Raw genomic sequence first — 21,751 nt, 5'->3', positions numbered from 1 at the left:
AGCGACGGAGACAGTCTTTTTTACAACGGGTGTGATATCCGACTCGGATGAACGAAACTCCGACCGTTCCCGGTGAGACCGAATGGACGCCGAGGAACTGATCGAGACGCTCGAGGACGCGGGACTGTCGCCGTATCAGGCGGACGCGTTCGTGACGTTGCTCGAGCTCGGTTCCGCGTCGGCGACCGACGTCGCACAGGCGAGTTCGGTTCCCGATCCGCGGATCTACGACGTGTTACGCGGGCTCGAAGAGCAGGGATACGTCGAAACGTACGAGCAAGACAGCCTCCACGCGCGGGCTCACGACCCCGCGGAGGTGCTCGCGGATCTACGCTCGCGGGCGAATCGGTTCGAGACCGCGGCCGAGGAGATCGAAGATCGGTGGAGTCAGCCGGACATCGAGGAACACAAGGTGAGCATCGTCAAGCGCCTCGATACCGTGTTGGCGCGGGCCGACGAACTGATCCGTGCGGCCGAGAGCCAGGTCCAGATCGGACTGACGCCGGCACAGTTCGACGAGCTCTCAGACGCCCTTGAGACGGCCCGGGAGAACGGGGTCGACGTCAGGCTCTGTCTGTTCCCCGAGACCGCAAACGATCTCACGATTCCGCCGATCGACGAACTGGAGCGAGCGTGCTCTGAGGCGCGCCGTCGCGACCTGCCCTCGCCGTTCGTCGCCCTCGTCGATCGGTCGTGGACGTGCTTTTCGCCCTACGGTGGCTCGACCAACGAGTACGGCGTCATCGTCAACGACTGGACCCACGCGTACGTCTTCAACTGGTATTTCATCACCTGCCTCTGGGAGGTTCTCGAGACGGTGTACACCGACCGTCCGGACGAACCGCCGTTTACGTACGTCGACCTCCGGCAGTGTATTCGCGACATCGAGCCACTTCTCGAGGACGGGGCGACGATCGAGGCGGCGATTCGCGGTTTCGAAACCGAAACCGGCAGGGAGGTGACCAAACGCGGAGCGGTCGTCGACCTCACTTACGCCGGCGTCTCGATGGACGACGATCAGTCCGCGCCACTCTCTCAGTTGGCCGGCGAAACGTCGCTGACGATCGAGGGTGACGGCGGGACGTACACCGTCGGCGGCTGGGGTGCGTTCCTCGAGGACTTCGAGGCGATGCGGATCATCGTCGAGTCGATCGACTGAGACGGTTTGCTGTCCCGATTTTCCGGCTCTGCTATCCCGGTTTACCGGCTCTGTTGTCCCGATTTCTCGGCGCAACCGCTTTTCGGTCGCGGTCGTGCCGGAACTGACGGACGGCAGACCGTATGATTCGGGCCGTCCGTTTTCCGTTCGTTCGATTCGTCGCCGATCAACGACAGTGCCCGATTCGTCCGCCGGGTGGCGATTGGATGCACTCGAGACCCGATGACAGTAACGACTGTACCGATCGACACACAGACCGCACAGCTCACGGATCGTCTTTCCGTTCGCCGACGTGGTTCTCGTATCACTCGAGCCGAGCTTCCGTCTGACGATTAGGTATCCAATGACTGGAAGCGGCCACTATATCAGCCGCGGATACCACTGGATTAATCAATTAACTACACCTGTTGTACCTCTCCGATAGATATAAATAGTCGAGACTATCATATTTTTTCGCATGAGTGAGAGACACTCACGGGAGGGTAATCGAACTGACTCGAGCGTCTCGCGACGGACGTTCGTCAAAGCGGCTGGTGCCAGCGGGGCCGCGGTGGGCCTGGCAGGCTGTATCTACGGCGACGAGGCGTCCGAGGAGGCCGTCGTCGTCGGCGCCGATCCGAACATGATCGACGCGGTCGGCGATCAGGTCGTCGACCTGTTCCACGACAGCGGCGCGGACGGGATCGAGATCCGGTTGCAGGCGGGCGACGAGGACACGGGCGATCGGCGGGACACGTACACGAACCTGCTCCAGGCCGAGGAAACGGAGCCAGACTTGCTCCTCATGGACAACGGCTGGGTAAACGTCTTTATTCAGCGCGGTCAGATCGCGAACCTGAGCGACGAACTCGACGACGACGATCTCGCACAGATCGAAGACGAGTACTTCGAGTCGTTCACTGCGACGGCACGGGAACCCGAGACGAACGACCTATTCGGCGTTCCAATTTTCCCGGACTATCCGACGATGCAATACCGGAAGGACTACGCCCGGGAAGCCGGTTACGACGAGAACGACTTCGAGGCGTGGGCGACCGAACCGATGACCTGGCAGGAGTGGGCGGAACTCACCGAGGAAATCGTCGAGGGTTCGGACGCGAGCTACGGCCTCGCGACCCAGTGGGACGTCTACGAGGGGACCGCTTGCTGTACGTGGAACGAGGTCATGTCATCGTTCGGCGGCGCGTACTTCGGCGGTTTCGACAACCTCTTCGGACCGGTCGGCGACCGGCCCGTAACGGTCGACGAACCGGAGTTCGTCGACGCGCTTCGGATGATGCGGACGTTCGTCGCCGACGAACACGACGAACACACCGACGAGGACTACCCCACGGGAATCGCACCGGACTCGATTCTCGGCTGGCAGGAAGAAAACGCCCGCGAGGCGATCCTCAACGGCGAGGCCGTCATGCAGCGCAACTGGCCGTACGCGATCAACCTGAACGTCGATGAGGAAGACGACCCACTCGACGTCGAGGACTACGGCGCGATGCCGATCCCCTACGCCGTCAGCGAGGGGGACGCGAACCAACCCGGAACCGGCGGCTCGACGGCCGCACTCGGCGGGTGGCACCTCACGCTCAACCCGAACTCCGAACGGACCGACGACGCCGTCGAGGTCCTTCGCGCGACGATGACCGACCAGTTCAACCTCGGCATGTTCGACCTCTGGGGCTGGATCCCGCCGAAGCCCCACCTGTTCGACACCGAGGAGGCCGAGCAGGTCGAGCCGATGGGCCACTACATGGACACGCTCCGGGTGGCCGGCGAGAACGCCATGCCACGTCCCGTGACGACGGTGTGGCCGGATCAGTCCGAACTCATCGCCGAAGAAGTCAACGCGGCCGTCTCCGGTGACAAGAGCCCCGGAGACGCCGCCGCCGACTTACAAGATGGACTCGAGGCCACCGAAGAGTAAGTATGGCCACCGATGACCGGACGAGCGGCCCCGTACAACGATCGAACCGATCGGGGCCGATCGTCGCCATCACGCGCTGGATGGAGAACCTCGGGGAGACGGGGTTCGCCTACCTGCTGTTGACCCCGGTGATCCTCTTGCTGGGGGCGATCGCGCTCTATCCGCTGTTGCGGACGTTCGAGCTGTCGCTGTACCAGAACGTGTTGTCGGATCCCGAGTTCGTCGGTCTCGAAAACTACGCCCAGCTGTTCACCGGCAACGCCGACGCGCGGATGCCGGGAACGACGACGTTCCTGCCGGAGGTGACGACGAGCGGGAGCTTTCCGTACGTCCACGTGGACGGCCTGTTGCGGAGCGCGCTGGCGGTGACGCTCATCTTCACCGTCGTGGGCGTCTTCTTCGAGACGATCATCGGATTCGGACAGGCGCTCGTACTCGATCGCGAGTTCCGTGGCCGACGGTGGGTTCGGGCCGCGATCATCATCCCGTGGGCGATCCCGATCGTCATTCAGGGGATGATCTTCTACCTGATGTTCCATCCGGACACCGGCTTCCTGACCGAGTACCTCGCCAGCTGGGGTCTCGTCGCGGAGACGAACACGCTCAACGATCCGGCGAGTTCGCTCCTGATCGTCACCGTCGCGGACATCTGGAAGACGACGGCCTTTATGGCCCTGCTGATCCTCGCCGGGCTCCAGAGCATCGATCGGAGCCTCTACGACGTCGCCGAAGTCGCCGGGGCCAGCAAGTGGCAACAGTTCAAACTGATCACGTTCCCGCTGGTGCTTCCCGCACTCGGGATCGCGATCCTGTTCCGGACGATCGACGCGATGCGGGTCTACGGCCTCATCGACTCGGTGTCGGGCTGTACGACGGTTCCATCGCTGTCGTGTATGGTCGTCGAAACGTTCAACACGAACCGGGGGCTCGCCTCCGCGATCGCATTCGTCACCGCCGGCATCATCGCCGTCGCCGTGATGGGCGTCATCTACCAGCAGTACAAGGAGGGCCTCTGAGATGGCAACTGCAAACGAACCTGCGACGCGATCGGACGACGACGAGAACAAGGGACCGCTCGAGCGCTGGACCCACGGCGTCGTCAACGACCCCGACAAGCGTAACCGGCTCTATCGGGCGCTGTTTTACGTCGCGTGTGGCTTCTTCCTCGTCACGACGCTGTTCCCGTTCTACTGGCTTCTGGTACTCGCGCTGACGCCGAACACGCAGATTCTCGCCGGTGATTGGGAGATCACCGTTCCGATCGTCGGAGCGGAGATTCCGTTCCCAACGCCACAGGGATTCAACGTCTCCGCCTTCGTCGAGGTGTTCCAGCAGGTGCCGTTTCACCTCTACGTCTTCAACAGCTTCGTGCTCGCGAGCGTGACGACGATCATCGTCATCGTCCTCGCGAGCCTCGCGGGCTACGTCTTCGGCCGACTCGAGTTCCCCGGACGCGGGCTGATGATGCTCGCCGTCCTGGCGGTCTCGTACTTCCCGCCGGCGGCGTTTCTCATCCCGCTGTTCGACGCGTTCCTGGGGAACGCGATCGTCGTTCCGTTCCTCGGAATCGAACTGTTCGCGCCGCCTCGGCTCGTCAACACGCCAGGGTCGATGATCATGCCCTTTAGCGCGCTGTTCCTGCCGCTCGCGATCTTCATCCTCACGACGTTCTACAGCCAGATTCCCGACGGACTCGAGGACGCGGCTCGCGTCGAGGGGACGACTCGGCTGGGGGCGCTGTTCCGCGTGATCATGCCGCTTTCGGCACCCGGCGTGGCGACGGCGGCCGTGTTGACGTTCATCGCCGTCTACAACGAGTACTTCTTTAGCTCGATCATGGCGCTACAGAACGAACCGAATCAGTGGTCGCCGCTCGTCGGCGGGATCCTGAGCTATCAGACGCAGTATACGACGGACTTCAATCTGATGGCGGCGGCGAGCATCGTCGGCGTGTTGCCGATGTTGATCCTCGTCGTTGTCGCCCAGGAGAAGATCGTTAGCGGACTCACCGACGGAGCACTCAAGGAGTAACCATGGCACGAGTAACACTAGAAAACGTCACGAAACGCTACGACGACGTCGTCGCGGTCGACGACATGAACGTCGAGATCGAAGATGGCGAGTTCATCTGTCTCGTCGGCCCCTCGGGCTGTGGCAAGTCGACGACGATGGAGACGATCGCCGGGCTGACCAAACCGACCGAGGGAACCATCACCATCGGCGAGACCGACGTCACGAACCTACCGCCAAAGGACAGGGGCGTGTCGATGGTCTTCCAGAACATCGCGTTGTTCCCCCACATGGACGTCTACGAGAACGTCTCGTTCGGCCTTCGTCTGCGCAAGTTCGATACGGACGAGATCGATCGTCGCGTCGAGCAAGCGGCCGAAGTCGTCCAACTAGAGGGGATGCTCGATCGCGAGCCAAACGAACTCTCGGGCGGGCAACAACAGCGCGTCGCGATCGCCCGCGCGATCGTGCGCGAACCCGCCGTCTTCCTGATGGACGAACCGCTCGCGAACTTGGACGCCAAACTGCGCGTCCACATGCGAACCGAACTCCAGCGCCTACACAAACAGCTGGACACGACGATCATCTACGTCACTCACGACCAGGCGGAGGCGATGACGATGTCTGATCGGATCGCCGTCATCAACGCCGGCGAACTCCAGCAGATCGCCCCGCCGCTTACCTGCTACAACGAGCCCGCAAACCGGTTCGTCGCCGGCTTCATCGGCTCGCCGTCGATGAACTTCGTCGAGGGCGAACTCACCGGCAGTGGGCTCGTGACCGAACACTTCGACCTCGAGTTCGACGTCGACGGACTCGATCTCGAGACCGGAGCCGAGGTCACGATGGGCGTCCGTCCGGAGGATATCTATCCCGTCGAGACGGCGGAGTCGATCTCGAGTTCGTCGGCCGTGATCGACGCGACGACGGACGTCTTGGAACCGATGGGTGACGAAATTTTCGTCTACCTCTCGCTCGACGACTCACGAGAGGCCACGATGACGACCGAGGAGGCCTCGACCGCCTCGAACCAGTTGCTCATGAGCGTCGATCCCGATTCGACCATCGAGGAAGACGATCGAGTCAGCGTCGTCCTCGACCGGTCGAAGATCCACCTCTTCGAGACTCGGTCGGGCGATGCGCTCGTCCACGGGATCGAGGACGTCTCGACTGGCACTCGAGGCGAAGCGTCCACCGAGCGTCCGGCAGAGATCGACTCCGGTGGTCGCCGTGAGTGAACTCGTCCCGCTCGTCTACTACGGCGGGCTCTCCGTGTTGTTTTTCTTCTGGATCTACGGGATCGTCTCGTTCGGTCTCGACCTGAAGAACAAGATCGTACCGGCAATCAGACAGTATCGTCGCGGACGAACGCGACGCGAGCAGCCAACCGACACACAGAATGAACGATCGGAACGAGAAGAGCAGTTGTACTGAATCGACGAACGACGACGATCGAACGGCCGGCCGCACTCGGTCCGGAATCACGACCGGAGCGCGGAACGGGACCCGAAGCGGATTCGACTCAGCCTCGACGAGGTGGTGTCGATGAGCGGGGGCCACGAACCCGTTCGGATCGGACTTGTCGGTCTCGGGAACATCGGCCATCACCACGCCGACCGACTCCTCGAGCAGGAGGCCGAGATCACGCTCGTCGGCGGGATGGACGTCGCACCCGAAGCCCGCGAGCGCTTTGCGGATCGGTACGGCGTCGAGGTGTACGACGACCACCACGACCTCTACGACGACGTCGACGCAGTGATCGTCACGACGCCCAACCGTTTTCACGAGGAGTACGCCGTCGCCGCCTTCGAACGGGACATCCACGTCCTCCTCGAGAAGCCCCTCGGACACACCCTCGAGAGCGCCCGGCGAATCGAGGCCGCGGCGGCCGACTCGAGCGGCGTCGCGATGGTGGGGTTCAACAACCGGTTTCTGAACGCTGTAGCGGTGCTACGGGATCGGATCGCCCGTGGTGAATTCGGCGAGGTGACCCACGTCGAGGCCAACTACGTCCGTCGGCGGGGGATTCCCGGCCGCGGCTCCTGGTTCACCCGAAAGGAGGTCTCCGGCGGCGGCGCACTTATCGACCTCGGCGTCCACGCGATCGACCTTGCGATGTACGTTCTCGACTATCCCGATCCGCTCGAGGTCTCCGGCGTAACGCGGTCGCAGTTCGGTCACCGCGAGGACTACGCCTACATCGAGATGTGGGGCGACGACGCCGGTCCCGACGCGTTCGACGTCGACGACTCCGCGAGTGCGTTCGTTCGCTGTGACGACGACCGGACGATCAGCCTCGAGGTCGCCTGGGCGACGAACCGGCCGCCGACCCACGAGTTCGTCGTCCGCGGGACCGAGGCGGCGGCGCGGTTCGACCTGCTGACCGACGATCTGACGATCTATTCGGCAAGCGCGAGCGCCACCGATCATACGATCGACGAAACGATCGAGACCCGCGAGAACGACAGCCACGCTGACGAGCAGGCCGCGTTCGTCGAAGCGATTCTCGCGAACCGCTCCGGTGGCGAACGCGACGGGGGCCAAACCCCGGCCGGAGCCGTCGAGGACGGCCTGACCGTCCAGCGAATCCTCGACGGCATCTACCGTTCGAGCGAGCGCGGACGGACGGTCTCGCTCGAAGCGGACGACGAATCCGCCTCGCTGATGGGTACCGAAGACGAATCCGTCGCGCTCGAGGAACGTCAGGACTGATCCATCGCCCACCAGCGACTCGAGCGGACGCCCGGGTGAAGCGCCGCCGGAGCGCGAAACTCGAAGCCGTTACTCGCTTCCGGAATAGGAATTACTTTGCCTGATGCCGTGGTACCATGCCGTATGGACATCGGTGTTCACACCCCACCGCTCGCAGATGAATCGCTCGAGGGAGCGCTCCAGTACCTCTCGGATCTCGGCGTCTCCGCGATCGAACCCGGCGTCGGCGGCTTTCCCGGTGACGTCCACCTCCCACGCGCCGAGTATTTAGACGACGAGGACGCCCAGGCGGAACTCGCGGAGTTGCTGTCGGAGTACGAAATGCACATCAGCGCACTCGCGATCCACAACAACCCGTTACATCCCGACGAGGAGCAGGCGACAGCGGCCGACACCGAACTTCGGGAGGCGATCGAACTCGCTGGCCAACTCGACGTCAACACCGTCACCGGCTTCTCCGGCCTGCCGGCGGGGAGTCCGAACGACGAGACGCCAAACTGGATCACGGCTCCGTGGCCGACCGAACACGCAGACGCTCACGAGTACCAGTGGGAGGTCGCCCTCGACTACTGGGGAGAGTTAGCCGAGTTCGCCGACGACCACGGCGTCGACGTCGCCATCGAGATGCACCCGAACATGCTGGTGTACGAACCGAAGGGGATGGCCCGCCTGCGCGAGGAGACAAACGAGCGCATCGGCGCGAACTTCGACCCCTCACACCTCTACTGGCAGGGAATCTCGATCACGGACGCGATCCGGTTCCTCGGCGAACGCGACGCGATCCACCACTTCCACGCCAAGGACACCCGCGTCTACGAGGAGCAAGCCCGCCTGAAAGGGGTCCTCGACACCGCGGCCTACGACGACGAGATCAATCGCTCGTGGCTGTTCCGCTCCGTTGGCTACGGCCACGACGAGTCCCACTGGAAAGAGCTTGTCTCGACGCTCCGGATGGTCGGCTACGACGGTACCCTGAGCATCGAACACGAGGACTCGCTGACCAGTTCCCGCGAGGGACTCGAGAAGGCGATCGATCTCCTCCAGCGAGCCGTCTTCGAGACCGAACCCGGCGAGGCGTACTGGGCCGAGTAACGGTCTCGAGAGAGGCTGTCATAGACGCCTTCTCGCGATATTGGTTCCACCCACATCCACGGTGAACTGACCGGTCAGTGTGCGTATTGAGCGCTATCGACCTGTGTGAATCACGCTGAAACTGAAGGCTGTCGTTCCGTACGCAATCCAACAAAGTAGATAAGAATGAGTAGAATTTCGACCGCAAATAGCCAGATAACGGTGTCGAGTACGAGTACAAGAGCAAATCCAAGCACGAAAACGAGGATGCCGGAGATTAATGGCGAACGAGCCCCATATCTCCCCGCCAGATAATAGACAAATGATGAAATAATGGCTTGTGCGGCGAGGAATACTAGGCTGATAGCGGGCATAGAGAACTGTACTTAGCAGTGACAGATATAGTTTCTCCGATTCGATGAAAAGTGCTCAAGAACGACCAACCCGGTGTTCGAGGGACGTTCGTGTTTTGCTCGTCGTCTCCCGCGAACGAAACTCGTTGAGCGGTCAGTTCCCCTGATCGGACCGCCGGGACGGAAACTTCTAACTACAGCTATTGTGAAGGTTTAGGTATGACACTGAAAGTCGGAGTCCTCGGCTACCGATTCATGGGCAAGGCACACGCGAACGCGATGGCGCGGCTTCCGATGTTCTTCCCGGACGCGCCCGACGTCGAGCGGAGCGTGCTCGTCGGCCGCGACGAAGAGGCGCTGTCGGCGGCGGCCGACCAACTCGGCTTCGAGTCGACCGCGACAGACTGGGCGGACGTCGTCGACGAAGTCGACGTCTTCTACAACCTCGGACCGAACCACATCCACGCCGAGCCGTCGATCGCGGCCCTCGAGGCCGGTACGCCGACGTTCTGCGAGAAACCGCTCGCGCCGACGCTCGAGGGGGCCGAAGAGATGGCCGAGGCGGCTCGAGAGGCCGGCGGCGACGTTCCGGCCGGCTGTGCGTTTAACTACCGGTTCGTCCCCGCGATCCAGTACGCGAAGAACCTGCTCGAGGCGGGCGAACTCGGCGAGATCCATCACGTCCGCGGTCGGTATCTTCAGGACTGGCTGGTCGACCCCGACGCGCCGTGGTCCTGGCGAAACGACGAGGAACTGGCCGGTTCGGGCGCGCTTGGCGACCTCGGCGCCCACACCGTCGATCTCGTCCGCTTTCTGGTCGGCGACGACGACCTCGCCGGCGAAATCGAGCGTGTCAGCGGCCACCTCCGGACGTTCGTCGAGGATCGACCCGTCGACGGAAGCGACGAGACGCGCCCAGTCACCGTCGACGACGCCTACTCCGCGCAACTCGCGTTCGAAAACGGCGCGATGGGAACGCTCGAGGCCTCGCGGTTCGCGACCGGCCACAAGAACGATCACACGATCGAGATCCAGGGCTCGAACGGGAGTTTGCAGTTCTCTCTCGAGCGGCTGAACGAACTCGAGGTGATGCTCGAGGGCGACCGGGGCTACCAGACGGTCCTCGTGACCGACGAGGACGACCCGTACGTCGACCACTGGTGGCCGCCCGGCCACGTCGTCGGCTGGGAGCATACCTTCGTCCACGAGAACTACGAGTTCCTGCGAGCGGTCAGTGAGGGGACCGGATTCGAACCGAGCTTCGAGGACGGGCTGGCCGCCCAGCGCGTGCTCGCGGCGATCGAAGACAGCGACGAGCAGGGTGAGTGGGTGTCGCCGGCGTAGGATTTTCACACCGACTCGAATCGTCCATCCGATCGCCGAGCGGAGCCATAGCCGGACGAAGCCACCCCTTCGGGCGCCTATCGGTCGGGCCGCCGTCCGTTACGGTCGCCGGTCGGACGACTGACATCGACGGGTCTTTGGAATCGTCCCGCCATCGATCGATATGCAACTCGAGCGGAGTTCCTGGACGGCGATCGACGAGGCGGCCCCGACGACGGCGCTCGTGCCGGTCGGAAGCACCGAACAACACGGCCCACACGCGCCGGTCGGAACGGATACGATCGTCGCAAACGAGATCGCGGTCGCGGCGGATGGAGAAACCGACCGCGAGACCGTCGTCGTGCCCCCGATTCCGGTCGGTATCGCTCCCTATCACGGCCGTTTTCCGGGGACGCTTTCGGTATCGCCGGAGACCCTTCGACGCTACGTTCGCGACGTCGTCACCTCGTTTTCGGGGACGAGCGTCGAGACGGTCGTTCTCGTCAACGGCCACGGCGGAAATGGAGGCGCGCTCTCACACCTCTCGCGAGAGGTGACCGCCTCGGACTCGACCGATCTCGACGTCTACCCGTGGGAGTGGATGCGCGCGATCGAAGATCACGTCGGCCACGCCGGCGAAATCGAGACGTCCGTCCTCTTGTATCTCTGTCCGGAGGACGTCGGCGAGCCGGTCGACGGAGACGCCGCGGAGTGGGACACCGTCGTCGACGGCGGCGTCGTTCGCCACTTCACCGACGAGTTCAGCGAGAACGGCGCGGTCGGCGACGCGACCGGTGCGACAGCCGAGCAGGGCGAACAGGTGTTCGAGACCGCCGTCGACGCGCTGGTTTCGTACCTCGAGCGACTCGAGTAGTCGATCGCGGCGTAGAATGCGCCCGGAGTCGAGAGAACGGGATTGGGCGAGAGAACGAGGTCGGGCAAGAGAACGGGATTGGGCGAGAAAACGGGATCGGGGTTATTCGGCGTCGATTTCGACCTGCTCGAGCCCGTACCGTGACTCGGTCGGGTGCGGTCGGTAGTTGCTGACCTCCGCGGACGTGGCGACGACGTTGGTGTAGCTCGTGAGAACCGAGATCGGCGCCTCGCGAACGGCGATCGACTGGACTTCGTGGTAGCGTGCCATTCGTTCCTCGCGGTCGTCGAGTTCCCGGGCCTCCTCGAGCAGTTCGTCGACCCGATCGTTCGCGTAGCCGTGGTGTAACGTGGCGCCACTCGAGTGGAACATATCCGAGAGGCGATCGGGATCGGGATACCAGAGCGTCCCCCAGGAGGTGAGATAGCAGTCGAACGGGCCCTGTCCGACCTGATCGACCATCGAACTGTACTCGGTCGTCGTCAGATCGACGTCGACGCCGACCGTGGCGAGTTGGTCCTGGAGCACTTCGGCGACCAGCGGCAGGCTTCGGGCGTCGAAGGTAACGATCTCGATGGTGAGTTCCTCGCCGTCACGCGTTCGAACGTCCCCCGACTCGAGCGCCCAGCCGGCCTCGGAAAGCAGTTCGCGCGTTTGGTCGGGATCGTACCGGTGGTCCTCGAGATCCGGGTTTGCCCACGCCGTGATCTCGGGCGAGAACGGCCCGATCGCGGGGTCGTCGATACCGCCGAGGATGGACTCCGTGATCGCCTCGCGATCGACGGCCTGAGAGACCGCCCGACGGACGCGTTCGTCGTCGAACGGCGACGACTCGGTGTCGAACGTGAGAAATCGGATCCGAGGAATTTTGGGGGTGTACACCTCGAGATCTGGTTCGGAGTCGAGGGGTTCGACCATCTCGATCGGCAGGATGCGAGCCATCTCGAGTTCGCCGTTCTCGAGTTTGACGCGACGGGTCTGGTCGTCCTCGACGACCTCGTAGCGGACGGACTCGATCGAGGGCGACTGCCCGTAGTAATCGTCGTTTCGGCTCGCTCGAAGCTCCGCCCCCGTCTCGAGAGCGTCGAAGGCGAACGGCCCGGTCGAGGCCGGCACGTCGATCGCCCCGTCGTTCTCAAGCGTCGTGGGCGAGAGGATCACGGCCTCGTTACGCGAGAGATGTGCCAGAAGCGGTGCGAACGGCGTCTCGGTTTCGACGATCACCGTCGACTCGTCGTCGGCCTCGAGACGGTCGATCGGGACGTCGGCGAACGCCGCGGAGTCGGCCGTCCGACGGAGGGAGTCGACGGCGGCGGCCGCGTCGAAGGGGTCGCCATCGTGAAACGTGACGTCTTCGCGGAGGTCGAATTGCCATTGGTGGTCGTCGATCCGCTCCCACTCGAGTGCGAGACTCGGCTCCGGGTCGGCGTCGTAATCGACGCCGACCAGCCCTTCCGTGATGCCGAGCCGTCGGAGCAAGCTTCCGCCGTCGAGCGGATCCCGGTTCGGTTTCCACGGGGCGCCGATCCGGAAGTCGGTGCCGTCGTCGGCACTCGAGAGACAGCCGGCGAGTGAGAGGGTGGTCGCCCCCGCGAGCGTCCCGAGGACCGTCCGCCTGTCGAGTATCGCAGGTCGATCGTTCGTGATTCTGGCGTCGGTATCGTCGTGGTCGGTGATTTCGTCGTATGTCATCGGTATTCGGTCGCATTCGACTCGCCGGTCGTCCCGCCCTGGGCGGAATCTACGGGCTCGATACGTCTGTCGTTCGAGGGCGTCGTCTCGTCGTCCATCGCGTCGTCGGCCGCCCCCTCGTCGGATCGCCACTCGTCGGCGTAGAGACACCGCGATCGGCCGCCGTCGACCGCCTCGAGTGGCGGCTCCACTCGCGTGCAGTCCTCGGAGGCGACCGGACAGCGCGGGTGAAACGCACAGCCGTCGGGCGGCGAGGTCGGACTCGGCGGCTCGCCCGCGAGTGCCTCGCGGTCCCACTGGCGACACTCCTCGGCCTCGTTCCCGGGAATCGCATCCAGAAGCGTCTGCGTGTACGGGTGGGTTGGGGCCGACAGCACCCGGTTTGTCGGTCCGACCTCGACGAACTGTCCGAGGTACATGACCGCAACCCGATCGGCGACGTGGCGGACCACCGCGAGGTCGTGGGAGACGAACAGGAAGGCGAGATCGAGGTCGGCCTGGAGGTCGGCGAGGAGGTTCAGGATCCTCGCCTGCGTCGAGACGTCGAGTGCGGCGGTCGGCTCGTCGAGGAGCACCACCGAGGGCTCGAGGGCGAGTGCGCGAGCGATCGCGACCCGCTGGCACTGACCGCCCGAAAGCTGGCGGGGATAGCGCCCTGCGTACGCCGCCGGAAGGTCGACCAGCGAGAGCACCTCTTCGATGCGATCCTCGCGGCGAGATTCGTCCCACCCGGCTTCGAACAGCGGTTCGGCGATCGTCTGGCCGACGGTTCGCTTCGGATTCAGACTCGTCGTCGGGTTCTGGAAGACGACCCCGATATCGGCGAGCTGGTCGTCCGTCCGCGAGTCGGCGTCTTCGACAGGCTCACCGCGAAGCCGGATTTCGCCGGTGGTCGCCCCCTCGAGGCCCGCGATCAGCCGGACGAGCGTCGACTTTCCACAGCCGCTCTCGCCGACCAGCCCGACCGTTTTGCCGGCTCGAAGCTCGAGGGAGACGCCGTCGACCGCCGGAACGCGCTCGTCGCGTCCGAGCACCCGATCGACGAGCGCGTCGGACTGTCGGAAAGACGTCGCGACGTCCTCGAGGGTGACGATCGGCCGGTCGTGGCCCCGATCGGATCCGGGAGCGGCGGTTTCGGCGTTTTGCCTCGAGCGTCCGTTCGTTCCCTCGACCGTCGTTCCGCCGTCGACAGCGGCCCGGTCCGTCTCGATGGCGTCCTCCGGTGTGGCGGACGTATCGGGCCGGGCCGGTCGCTCGTCGGGTGGGCTGTGCCTGCCGTCGGGTGTTGTCGGTCGCTCATCGGGTGTGGCCGGTCGCTCGTCGGGTGGGCTGTGCCTGCCGTTGGATGTGGCTGGACGCTCGTCGGGTGTGTCGAGACCCTCCTCAGCCGTGGACCACTCCGCCGTCGGGAGCCGCGAGCCCGGCTCCGACCGCTGGGGGAGACAGTCGAGCAACGCGGCCGTGTACGGATGTTCGGGAGCGGAGCGGACCGCCTCGACGGGGCCGCGCTCGACGACCGCACCGTCGTACATAACGACGACGCGATCGCACAACTCCGAGACGACGCCGAGATCGTGGCTGATCAGGCAGATCCCCATCCCGCGCTCGGCGTTGAGTCGGTCGAGGATCGCGGCCTGAGTCGTCGTATCGAGGGCGGTGGTCGGCTCGTCGGCGATCAACAGCGAGGGACGGCGCGCGAGTGCCATCGCGAGCGCGACGCGTTGGCACATCCCGCCGCTGAACTGGTGGGGATAGGCGTCGATTCGTTCGTCAGCCTGTGGGATGCCGACCGTCTCCATCAACTCGAGCACCTCGGATCGCCGCCGAGCGGAACCGAGCCGGGAGCTGACGCCGGCGGCGAGTTCCTCGAGAAACGGCTGTCGGTCGGGGCTCTCGCGGATGCGGATCGCCTCGGCGATCTGCTCGCCGACGGTGTACACCGGGTTGAGCGTCGTCGACGGATCCTGAAAGACCACTGCGAGTTCCCGACCCCGGAGCCGGCGAAGCGTCCGGTCGTCGGCGCTCGTCAGCTCCCTACCGTCGAATCTGATCGACCCGCCGACGATCTCGCCGGGCGACTCCAGGCGGACGATCGACTGGGCGGTGACGGACTTCCCGCTCCCGCTCTCACCGACGAGGCCGACGATCTCGCCGGGCTCGACGGTGAACGACGCGCCGTCGACCGCCTCGATCGTCTCGGAGCGGGTTCGAAACCGAACGCGAAGATCGTCGACGACGAGTTCCGGTCCCATCGTCAGGTTCGCCTCCGTTGGGTATCCTCGAGGTAATCGGGGTCCAGGACGTCGCGCAGGCCGTCCCCGAGCAGGTTGAAGCCGATGACCGTGAGCGCGATGGCGACTCCGGGAGCCGTGATGAGCCAAGGGGCCGACCGGAGGTAATCCCGCCCGCCGTCGATCATCGTCCCCCACTCGGCCGTCGGCGGCTGTGCGCCGAGGCCCAGAAACGAGAGGCCGGCGGCCGCGAGCACGACCGTCCCCAGGTTCAACGTCGCGAGGACGGCGACCGGGCTCACGACCGTCGGGAGGAGGTGTCGACGGACGAGACGCCGCCAGGGAGTTCCGTAGAGTTTCGACGACTGGACGTATGGACGTCGCTTCACCGAGAGGACGCTCCCGCGAACGACGCGGGCGTAGGACGCCCAGCCCACCAGCGAGAGGGCGACGACGACGTTCCGAAGGCTCGGCCCGAGCACGCCGGCGATGACCAACGCGAGGACGAGCCCCGGAAACGCGAGTTGGACGTCGACGAGGCGCATCAACGCGGCGTCGACCAGGCGGCCGCCGGTCGCCGCGACCAGTCCGATCGTCGTTCCGATGACGAGACGGAGTCCGGTCGCAACGACCGCGAGCACGAGGGAGACGCGGGCCCCGTAGACGAGCCGAGTCGCCACGTCACGGCCGAGCGCGTCCGTCCCGAGCGGGTGGGCGAGCGATGGTGACTGAAGACGGGTCTCGAGCGCCTGCGCCGTCGGATCGTAGGGGGAGACGATCGGCCCGACGATCGCCGCGAGGACGAGGACGCCACAGATCCCGCCACCCAGACGAATCAGCCCGTTGGATCGGACTCGAGGCGGGAGGATCGTTCGGACGCGACGACGGCTCGTCTCGAGAACGCTCGTCGGACCGAATCCCCTGTGCCATCGCCCGGGTTCGTCGCCGCTCACGCACGATCACCCCCGCGATCGACGCGCGGATCGAGTGCGACGTACGCGAGATCGACGAGCTGGTTCGTCACGACGAAGACGCACGCGGTCAGCAGGACGACGCCCTGAACGATCGGATAGTCCCGTGCGAACACGGCGTCGACCAGGAGCGTTCCGAGCCCCGGTCGCTGGAAGACGACCTCGACGATGACCGCCCCGTTGAGGACGAATCCGAACTGGAGGCCGACGATCGTCACGACCGGAATGAGCGCGTTCCTGAGTGCGTGTTTGTAGACGACGAGGCGCTCGCGAACGCCCTTCGAACGCGCGGTCCGGACGTACTCTTCCTCGAGAACTTCGAGCATCGACGTTCGGACGAGGCGAGTGACGATCGCGGCGAGCCCCGTGCCGAGCGTGATCGCGGGCAGAATCAGGTGTGCGAGCGTACCCGATCCGGCCGCGGGCGTCAGCCCGAGCCAGAGCGAACAGACCAGGATCAGCAGATATCCCAGCCAGAAGTTCGGCATCGAGACGCCGAGGAGGGCGACGAGCTGGCTCGTCCGGTCGATCCAGGTGTCTCGGTGAACCGCGCTCGCAACCCCCGTCGGAACGGCCAACAGGAGCGAGACCGCCATCGCCGCGACCGCGAGTCCGAGCGTGTTCGGGAGCGACTCGAGCAACAGGGTCGTGACCGGCTCCGACGTGTAGTAGGAGGTCCCGAGATCGCCTCGAAGTGCCTCCGAGAGCCACGAGACGTACTGCACCACGAACGGCTCGTCGAGTCCGTGTTCGGCTCGGAACGCGGCGACTTCGGCGTCCGACGGGGGGCTCTGGCGCTGGGCCCGAAGGATGGTGTAGGCTGGGTCGCCAGGTGTGAGCGAGACGAACCCGTAACTCACCAGCGAAACGCCGAACAGTACGGCGGTGAGCGATCCCAACCGCTCTACGAGAGCCCGTATCATCCTACATACTCCCCGTGGCGTCGGTTTCCTGGCCAGCGGTTCGGCCAACGACGGCGTGGATCGAATCGGACATCAAGCAGAGTTTATCTAATGAAATATTGGTTGTAAAGGTTTTGATGCGGACCGCCGGCAGTCAGTTCCGGGTCGGCCGTGAGCACTCCAGGGTTCCTTGGCAGATTGCTACCACGGACCGTCTGAATCTTGACAACCGTCACACCGGTCGCCGACATCCTCTCGTTGGATTGCACTACTCTCGAATGGCACTTTCCACAACAATATAATAAAGATTGCTAATGGCGCTCTAAATTTAATTAATTCTCGAGAACCAACGTGTGCTCGCAATCGGGGAACGGTCGGTATCGCCGATACCGCCGGAGCGGCGGTACTCGCGAAGAGGGGTCCCTAACGGTGGGCGAATCACGGTCCGCTGGAGAGTTAAGCGGATTCGAGTCGCGTTATCGTATGGATCTCGTCGTACCGAACGCTTCCTTCCGCGAGCGGCTTACCGTCGAGTTCGAGGTAACCGGGTTCGATTCCGGTCACCGTCCCCGTCACCTCGTGATCGCCGCCACCGGTTCGTTCCGCTTCGCGAACCTCGACCTCGTCGCCGACCTCGACGTGTTCCTGGACGAGTTTCGAGGTCTCCTGCTCGTCGGCATCGGGTGGGATCGTGAGTTCGGTCATGAGTCGAAAATAGGGCGGCCACTCGAGTAAACGGCGACGCGTCAGGTGACGGCCGCTTTTGTACCGTGTCCTCGGGCGGGATCCGCGTTCCCGAAGAGAGTTTCGTCGGAACTGCTGTGGGACGGCGTTCCGTGCGAGTCGGCACAACACATCGAAAGGTTTTCGTTCCGATAAGAGGTGTGGTAATGTATGTCTTCTCGCGAATCAGTATGCCTCGAGGAGATGGTATGGCCAGACGTCGAATCGGCGCTCGAAAACGGAACGCGGACGGCGATCGTGGCTGTCGGTTCGATCGAACAACACGGCCCACACCTGCCGTTGAATATGGATACCCTGGACGGGGACGTGCTTTCTCGCCGCATTGCGGCAAAACTGGGGGATGCCCTCGCCGCTCCAACGATTCGCCCCGGCTGTTCGGGCCATCACATGGAGTTTTCCGGCACGATCACCGTTCCACCCGAGACGTTGATGGACGTGATTCGATCGTACTGCCGGTCCCTCGACGAACATGGCTTCGAGTACATCGTCCTCGTCCCAACCCACGGTGGAAACTTCGGACCGGTGAAAACTGTGGCCCCCGATATCGCCCGGGAACTCGAAGCCACAGTGATTCCACTCGCCGATCTCGACGAACACATGGAGTTACTGAACGAGGGGCTTGACGAGGCTGGCATCGAGTACGATCAGGACGTAATTCACGCTGGGGCCGCCGAGACGGCGATGATGCTGGCCATCGACGAGGGTCTCGTCAGGACCAAGAACATCGAAGCTGGCCCCGAAGGCGATATCTCTCCAGCGCGTCTGCTGAGTGAGGGTTTCAAATCGATTACCGAAAACGGCGTCCTTGGCGATCCCACAGAGGCAACCACCGAAGCAGGAGAAGTGATCATCCAGAACGTCGTGGAGACGTACGTCGAGCACATCAAAACCGAACGCGATGCAGTCTGATCGCACACGAAGTCTGGTTTCTCACAAGTCTAAACGAGACCCAACGATCCCTATCAGTCCTCCCACTGCGTCGAGATGTACAGCAGGGCGATCAAACAGAGGATGACGATCGCGAACAGCGCAACCGTCATAAGTTGCGGGACGGTCATACTTGAACTTCGTACGCGTCGATAAAGTTCGTACCGGTTGGGACGCCCGTTTCGATTCCAGCGAACCGCACACCGAAAGTCGCGAACACCTTCGTCGGCCAACCGTTTTTGTACGAACCCGACCAAACGAGGGCAATGAAAGTCATCAAAGATAGCGTCCACGACCACATTCAGGTCGACGGCGTGGCGCGCGACCTCATCGATACGCCCGAACTTCAGCGCCTCCGCCGAATCAGCCAGCTCGGAACCGTCTCGTTCGTCTATCCCTCCGCTAACCACACCCGATTCGAACACAGTCTCGGGGTCTACCACCTGGCGTGTGAGGCACTCGAGCAACTCGGCGTCGACGGTCGACGAGCGAAACGAGTCCAGGCCGCCGCCTTGCTCCACGACGTCGGTCACGGCCCGTTCAGCCACAATCTCGAGGCGCTGACCTATCGACGAACCGGTCGCTATCACGACGACGTCCGCGACCTGCTCGTCGACGGGAACGTCGGAGACGTGCTCCGAGAGCACGACTTAGAGCCGGAGCCAATCGCCGACCTGATCGCCGGGGAGGGCCGGTTCGGACAGCTCGTCTCGGGTGAACTCGACGTCGACCGGATGGATTATCTCGTCCGTGACGCCCACCACACCGGCGTCCCGTACGGAACCATCGACCACGGCCGACTCGTTCGCGAACTCACGTTCGTCGACGGCGAACTCGTCCTCGCCGAGGGAAACGTCCAGTCTGCCGAGAGTTTGCTGGTCGCCCGGGCACTGATGAACCCGACCGTCTACAGCCACAGCGTCGCCCGAATCAGCAAAGCGATGCTTCGTCGAGGGGCGGAAACGCTCCTCGAGTCGACCGACACCGACGCCGAGATGCTCCAGCGGATGGACGACGCCGATCTGCTCGTCGCGTTGCGCTCGGCCGACGAGACGGCGGCGTTCTCCCGACGGCTGGACCACCGCAACCTGTTCAAACGGGCGGTCTGGGCCGAGATCGACGACGTCCCCGGCGGCGTTATCGAGGCCGACCACGGAGCGATTCGGGAGTTCGAACGTGAGATTGCCGAGGAGGCGACCGTCGACTCCGAGGCCGTCATCCTCGACGTCCCGAGTCGACCGACGATGACGGAATCGAGTTCTCGAGTCGTCGTCAACGGCGAGATCAGAGGCCTCGAACAGCAGTCACCGCTCGTCGAAGCGCTCCGGTCGGCCCAGTACTCACAGTGGCGTCTCGGCGTCTACTCCCCGCCCGAACTGCTCGAACGGGTCGGTCGAGCCGCCGTCGACGTCCTCGAGTTGGATATCGACGGCGCGCTAGTGACGGAAGTTCGAAATGGGCTGGACACCACGTTGGATCAGTTCGCCGAGTGATTAGACAGATAGAATACTATTATGGATACCAGTCGATAGATACACATTTTCACACGGTCCTCGTTCGGGATCGAATCGATTCGAGACCGATATGCGAATTATGGTGTTTTTCGACACGTAAGAGAATTTGCGGGCGTTTTCCGACTCGAGTGAGTGTTGGATCGACAAACCGAGTGGACGCACCACCGTACTGAGTAACGTCTGAAATCAACACGTTCAGCGCTTCTCTTCCAGACCCAAACTCGAAATCGAATCGGAATCTAATCTCGAAGGGAGGTGACAAATGATGGGTGGTGAGGTATTATCTATTTCTGCCATATGTTGTCGTTTCAATGCAATCGTCAACACTGTCTGGCCATCATCGAGCGACGAGTCTCGACTCGAATCGGCTCAGCAATCACACCCGCCTTGCTCGAGGAGGTCCCGAATCGTATACTGCTGTCGACAGTCCTTACAGGAAACCGTCACGTTGACCAAGACGTCGAAGTCTCCGACGTCGAGAACGTCGTTTCTGGCGAGCTGTGCGACCGTATCCTCGGTGACGGCGGCGGTCCGGTTGCGAAGTGCGCCGAGTTTGTCCTGGCTTCGTTCGAGGCGTTCCTCGTCGCTCGGCGATTCGAGCGATGCCTCGAGACAGTCCGTCAGGTGATTGTAGACGGTCTGATGGGAGACGAAGTCGCTTTCGACCTCGTCGACCGGAACGGCATCGCGCTCGAGTTCCTTTCGGGTCTGGACTTGCGTCCCGCTGCTGACGTCGTCGCCGGTGAGCAGTCGGTACGTGTTCTCGACTTCGCCGTCTTTGTACTGCAAGCCGGCTTCGTCGAGTGCCGCCTCGAGAATGCGCTGGTTGACGTGTTCGGCGAGGTCCCGAGTGCTGTAGCGCTGGTCGGTTCTGTCGGTCCAGTACCTGACGAGCTCGTCGTCGAGACCAGTGAGGTCGTACCGTTCGGTAACTCGTCCGACTTTACAACACGGCGTACTCGACTCTGTGGTGCTCGATTTACTCACTATTTTCCCTTATCGGCTTGCCTTGAAAAACGTTCCGAACGGCGAACCCCCCACCGGGCTCCGCCGACCGGACGACCGACGCGGGTCGAACACGAGACGACATGCCAGCGTGGTGATCGCTGACCGTCAGTTTCGACCCAGTCAGGTCCGGCGGACAATCTCGAGCCCAACCGTCCGAAACCACCGCAGATCGAACGTCAACCGACGTAGTTGTTTACATCCATATGAACGTAATTACGAGACGGATACGAATTCCATCCGACCTTCCTACCTCTCTCTGGCGATTCTCCGCTGTCCGCGGGAGCCACAGATCGGTGTGGTTCGATTCGGCCACACGTCGATCTTCTCGTCGGTATGACACTT

Annotated in this window: 19 protein-coding genes; 12 read left to right on the top strand and 7 right to left on the bottom strand. The window is 63.4% G+C overall.

Features of this window, described 5'->3' with window-relative positions:
- Window positions 1–82 precede the first annotated feature (82 nt).
- From AB7C87_RS15850 to AB7C87_RS15815, 8 genes are all read left to right on the top strand, one after another.
- Window positions 83–1,159 (top strand): TrmB family transcriptional regulator, encoded by a 1,077-nt coding sequence (locus tag AB7C87_RS15850; protein ID WP_369730462.1) that lies wholly within the window; start codon window positions 83–85, stop codon window positions 1,157–1,159.
- Between the two features lie 457 nt (window positions 1,160–1,616).
- Window positions 1,617–3,077 (top strand): extracellular solute-binding protein, encoded by a 1,461-nt coding sequence (locus tag AB7C87_RS15845; protein WP_369730461.1) that lies wholly within the window; start codon window positions 1,617–1,619, stop codon window positions 3,075–3,077.
- Window positions 3,078–3,079: 2 nt separating this feature from the next.
- On the top strand, window positions 3,080–4,093 hold the full coding sequence (locus tag AB7C87_RS15840; RefSeq protein WP_369730460.1) for a carbohydrate ABC transporter permease: 1,014 nt from the start codon (window positions 3,080–3,082) through the stop codon (window positions 4,091–4,093).
- Between the two features lies 1 nt (window position 4,094).
- Window positions 4,095–5,108 carry a carbohydrate ABC transporter permease gene (locus AB7C87_RS15835; protein WP_369730459.1) on the top strand — a complete coding sequence of 338 codons (1,014 nt, stop codon included), beginning with the start codon at window positions 4,095–4,097 and terminating at the stop codon, window positions 5,106–5,108.
- A gap of 2 nt (window positions 5,109–5,110) precedes the next feature.
- Window positions 5,111–6,325, top strand: coding sequence for an ABC transporter ATP-binding protein (locus AB7C87_RS15830; RefSeq protein ID WP_369730458.1), 1,215 nt, complete (start codon window positions 5,111–5,113; stop codon window positions 6,323–6,325).
- Window positions 6,318–6,521 (top strand): DUF8005 family protein, encoded by a 204-nt coding sequence (locus AB7C87_RS15825; RefSeq protein WP_369730457.1) that lies wholly within the window; start codon window positions 6,318–6,320, stop codon window positions 6,519–6,521. The genes AB7C87_RS15830 and AB7C87_RS15825 overlap by 8 nt, the downstream gene beginning before the upstream one ends.
- Window positions 6,522–6,632: 111 nt before the next feature.
- Window positions 6,633–7,799 carry a Gfo/Idh/MocA family protein gene (locus AB7C87_RS15820; RefSeq protein WP_369730456.1) on the top strand — a complete coding sequence of 389 codons (1,167 nt, stop codon included), beginning with the start codon at window positions 6,633–6,635 and terminating at the stop codon, window positions 7,797–7,799.
- 123 nt (window positions 7,800–7,922) lie between these two features.
- Window positions 7,923–8,891 carry a sugar phosphate isomerase/epimerase family protein gene (locus AB7C87_RS15815; protein WP_369730455.1) on the top strand — a complete coding sequence of 323 codons (969 nt, stop codon included), beginning with the start codon at window positions 7,923–7,925 and terminating at the stop codon, window positions 8,889–8,891.
- 110 nt (window positions 8,892–9,001) lie between these two features.
- Here AB7C87_RS15815 and AB7C87_RS15810 read toward each other — a convergent pair whose 3' ends face one another.
- Window positions 9,002–9,244, bottom strand: coding sequence for a sporulation control protein (locus AB7C87_RS15810; protein WP_369730454.1), 243 nt, complete (start codon window positions 9,242–9,244; stop codon window positions 9,002–9,004).
- A 198-nt stretch (window positions 9,245–9,442) separates the two neighbouring features.
- Here AB7C87_RS15810 and AB7C87_RS15805 point away from each other — a divergent pair, with 198 nt between their 5' ends.
- Together AB7C87_RS15805 and AB7C87_RS15800 are read left to right on the top strand one after the other, a co-directional pair.
- Window positions 9,443–10,567 carry a Gfo/Idh/MocA family protein gene (locus AB7C87_RS15805; RefSeq protein WP_369730453.1) on the top strand — a complete coding sequence of 375 codons (1,125 nt, stop codon included), beginning with the start codon at window positions 9,443–9,445 and terminating at the stop codon, window positions 10,565–10,567.
- A 163-nt stretch (window positions 10,568–10,730) separates the two neighbouring features.
- Entirely contained in the window at window positions 10,731–11,420 is a 690-nt protein-coding gene (locus AB7C87_RS15800) for a creatininase family protein (RefSeq protein WP_369730452.1), read from the top strand.
- A gap of 102 nt (window positions 11,421–11,522) precedes the next feature.
- Here the strand turns inward: AB7C87_RS15800 and AB7C87_RS15795 are convergent, their stop codons facing one another.
- From AB7C87_RS15795 to AB7C87_RS15775, 5 genes are all read right to left on the bottom strand, one after another.
- The gene (locus tag AB7C87_RS15795) at window positions 11,523–13,112 is read right to left on the bottom strand and encodes an ABC transporter substrate-binding protein (RefSeq protein WP_369730451.1); all 1,590 of its coding nucleotides are present in this window, start codon (window positions 13,110–13,112) and stop codon (window positions 11,523–11,525) included.
- The gene (locus AB7C87_RS15790) at window positions 13,109–15,364 is read right to left on the bottom strand and encodes a dipeptide ABC transporter ATP-binding protein (protein ID WP_369730450.1); all 2,256 of its coding nucleotides are present in this window, start codon (window positions 15,362–15,364) and stop codon (window positions 13,109–13,111) included. The genes AB7C87_RS15795 and AB7C87_RS15790 overlap by 4 nt, the downstream gene beginning before the upstream one ends.
- 2 nt (window positions 15,365–15,366) lie before the next feature.
- Complete coding sequence (nikC, locus tag AB7C87_RS15785; RefSeq protein WP_369730718.1) at window positions 15,367–16,212, bottom strand: nickel transporter permease; 846 nt, start codon at window positions 16,210–16,212, stop codon at window positions 15,367–15,369.
- Window positions 16,213–16,292: 80 nt separating this feature from the next.
- Window positions 16,293–17,237 (bottom strand): nickel ABC transporter permease, encoded by a 945-nt coding sequence (gene nikB, locus AB7C87_RS15780; protein WP_369730449.1) that lies wholly within the window; start codon window positions 17,235–17,237, stop codon window positions 16,293–16,295.
- 435 nt (window positions 17,238–17,672) lie between these two features.
- A complete protein-coding gene (locus AB7C87_RS15775) occupies window positions 17,673–17,921 on the bottom strand; it encodes a hypothetical protein (RefSeq protein WP_369730448.1) in 249 nt (82 codons plus the stop codon).
- A gap of 189 nt (window positions 17,922–18,110) precedes the next feature.
- Between AB7C87_RS15775 and AB7C87_RS15770 the strand changes: the two genes are divergently transcribed.
- Both AB7C87_RS15770 and AB7C87_RS15765 read left to right on the top strand, forming a co-directional pair.
- The gene (locus AB7C87_RS15770; RefSeq protein WP_369730447.1) at window positions 18,111–18,869 is read left to right on the top strand and encodes a creatininase family protein; all 759 of its coding nucleotides are present in this window, start codon (window positions 18,111–18,113) and stop codon (window positions 18,867–18,869) included.
- Between the two features lie 284 nt (window positions 18,870–19,153).
- The gene (locus AB7C87_RS15765) at window positions 19,154–20,380 is read left to right on the top strand and encodes an HD domain-containing protein (protein ID WP_369730446.1); all 1,227 of its coding nucleotides are present in this window, start codon (window positions 19,154–19,156) and stop codon (window positions 20,378–20,380) included.
- A 390-nt stretch (window positions 20,381–20,770) separates the two neighbouring features.
- Here the strand turns inward: AB7C87_RS15765 and rdfA are convergent, their stop codons facing one another.
- Window positions 20,771–21,391: a rod-determining factor RdfA gene (gene rdfA / locus AB7C87_RS15760; RefSeq protein ID WP_369730717.1), complete on the bottom strand. Its 621-nt coding sequence runs from the start codon at window positions 21,389–21,391 to the stop codon at window positions 20,771–20,773.
- Window positions 21,392–21,751: the final 360 nt, after the last annotated feature.

The organism is Natrarchaeobius versutus, assembly GCF_041205745.1.
GTDB classification, from domain to species: domain Archaea; phylum Halobacteriota; class Halobacteria; order Halobacteriales; family Natrialbaceae; genus Natrarchaeobius; species Natrarchaeobius versutus.
Note: the sequence above shows the minus strand (reverse complement) of the source record. Positions and strands in the feature narration are given on the sequence as shown.

Excerpts from the sequence above, each read along its gene's own strand:
- AB7C87_RS15830 (WP_369730458.1), top strand. The coding sequence starts at position 5,111 with ATGGCACGAGTAACACTAGAAAACGTCACGAAACGCTACGACGACGTC.
- AB7C87_RS15770 (WP_369730447.1), top strand. The coding sequence starts at position 18,111 with ATGTCTTCTCGCGAATCAGTATGCCTCGAGGAGATGGTATGGCCAGAC.
- AB7C87_RS15800 (WP_369730452.1), top strand. The coding sequence starts at position 10,731 with ATGCAACTCGAGCGGAGTTCCTGGACGGCGATCGACGAGGCGGCCCCG.
- AB7C87_RS15835 (WP_369730459.1), top strand. The coding sequence starts at position 4,095 with ATGGCAACTGCAAACGAACCTGCGACGCGATCGGACGACGACGAGAAC.
- AB7C87_RS15845 (WP_369730461.1), top strand. The coding sequence starts at position 1,617 with ATGAGTGAGAGACACTCACGGGAGGGTAATCGAACTGACTCGAGCGTC.
- AB7C87_RS15805 (WP_369730453.1), top strand. The coding sequence starts at position 9,443 with ATGACACTGAAAGTCGGAGTCCTCGGCTACCGATTCATGGGCAAGGCA.
- AB7C87_RS15795 (WP_369730451.1), bottom strand. The coding sequence starts at position 13,112 with ATGACATACGACGAAATCACCGACCACGACGATACCGACGCCAGAATC.
- AB7C87_RS15765 (WP_369730446.1), top strand. The coding sequence starts at position 19,154 with ATGAAAGTCATCAAAGATAGCGTCCACGACCACATTCAGGTCGACGGC.
- AB7C87_RS15775 (WP_369730448.1), bottom strand. The coding sequence starts at position 17,921 with ATGACCGAACTCACGATCCCACCCGATGCCGACGAGCAGGAGACCTCG.
- nikB (WP_369730449.1), bottom strand. The coding sequence starts at position 17,237 with ATGATACGGGCTCTCGTAGAGCGGTTGGGATCGCTCACCGCCGTACTG.
- AB7C87_RS15840 (WP_369730460.1), top strand. The coding sequence starts at position 3,080 with ATGGCCACCGATGACCGGACGAGCGGCCCCGTACAACGATCGAACCGA.
- AB7C87_RS15820 (WP_369730456.1), top strand. The coding sequence starts at position 6,633 with ATGAGCGGGGGCCACGAACCCGTTCGGATCGGACTTGTCGGTCTCGGG.
- AB7C87_RS15815 (WP_369730455.1), top strand. The coding sequence starts at position 7,923 with ATGGACATCGGTGTTCACACCCCACCGCTCGCAGATGAATCGCTCGAG.
- AB7C87_RS15850 (WP_369730462.1), top strand. The coding sequence starts at position 83 with ATGGACGCCGAGGAACTGATCGAGACGCTCGAGGACGCGGGACTGTCG.
- AB7C87_RS15790 (WP_369730450.1), bottom strand. The coding sequence starts at position 15,364 with ATGGGACCGGAACTCGTCGTCGACGATCTTCGCGTTCGGTTTCGAACC.
- AB7C87_RS15810 (WP_369730454.1), bottom strand. The coding sequence starts at position 9,244 with ATGCCCGCTATCAGCCTAGTATTCCTCGCCGCACAAGCCATTATTTCA.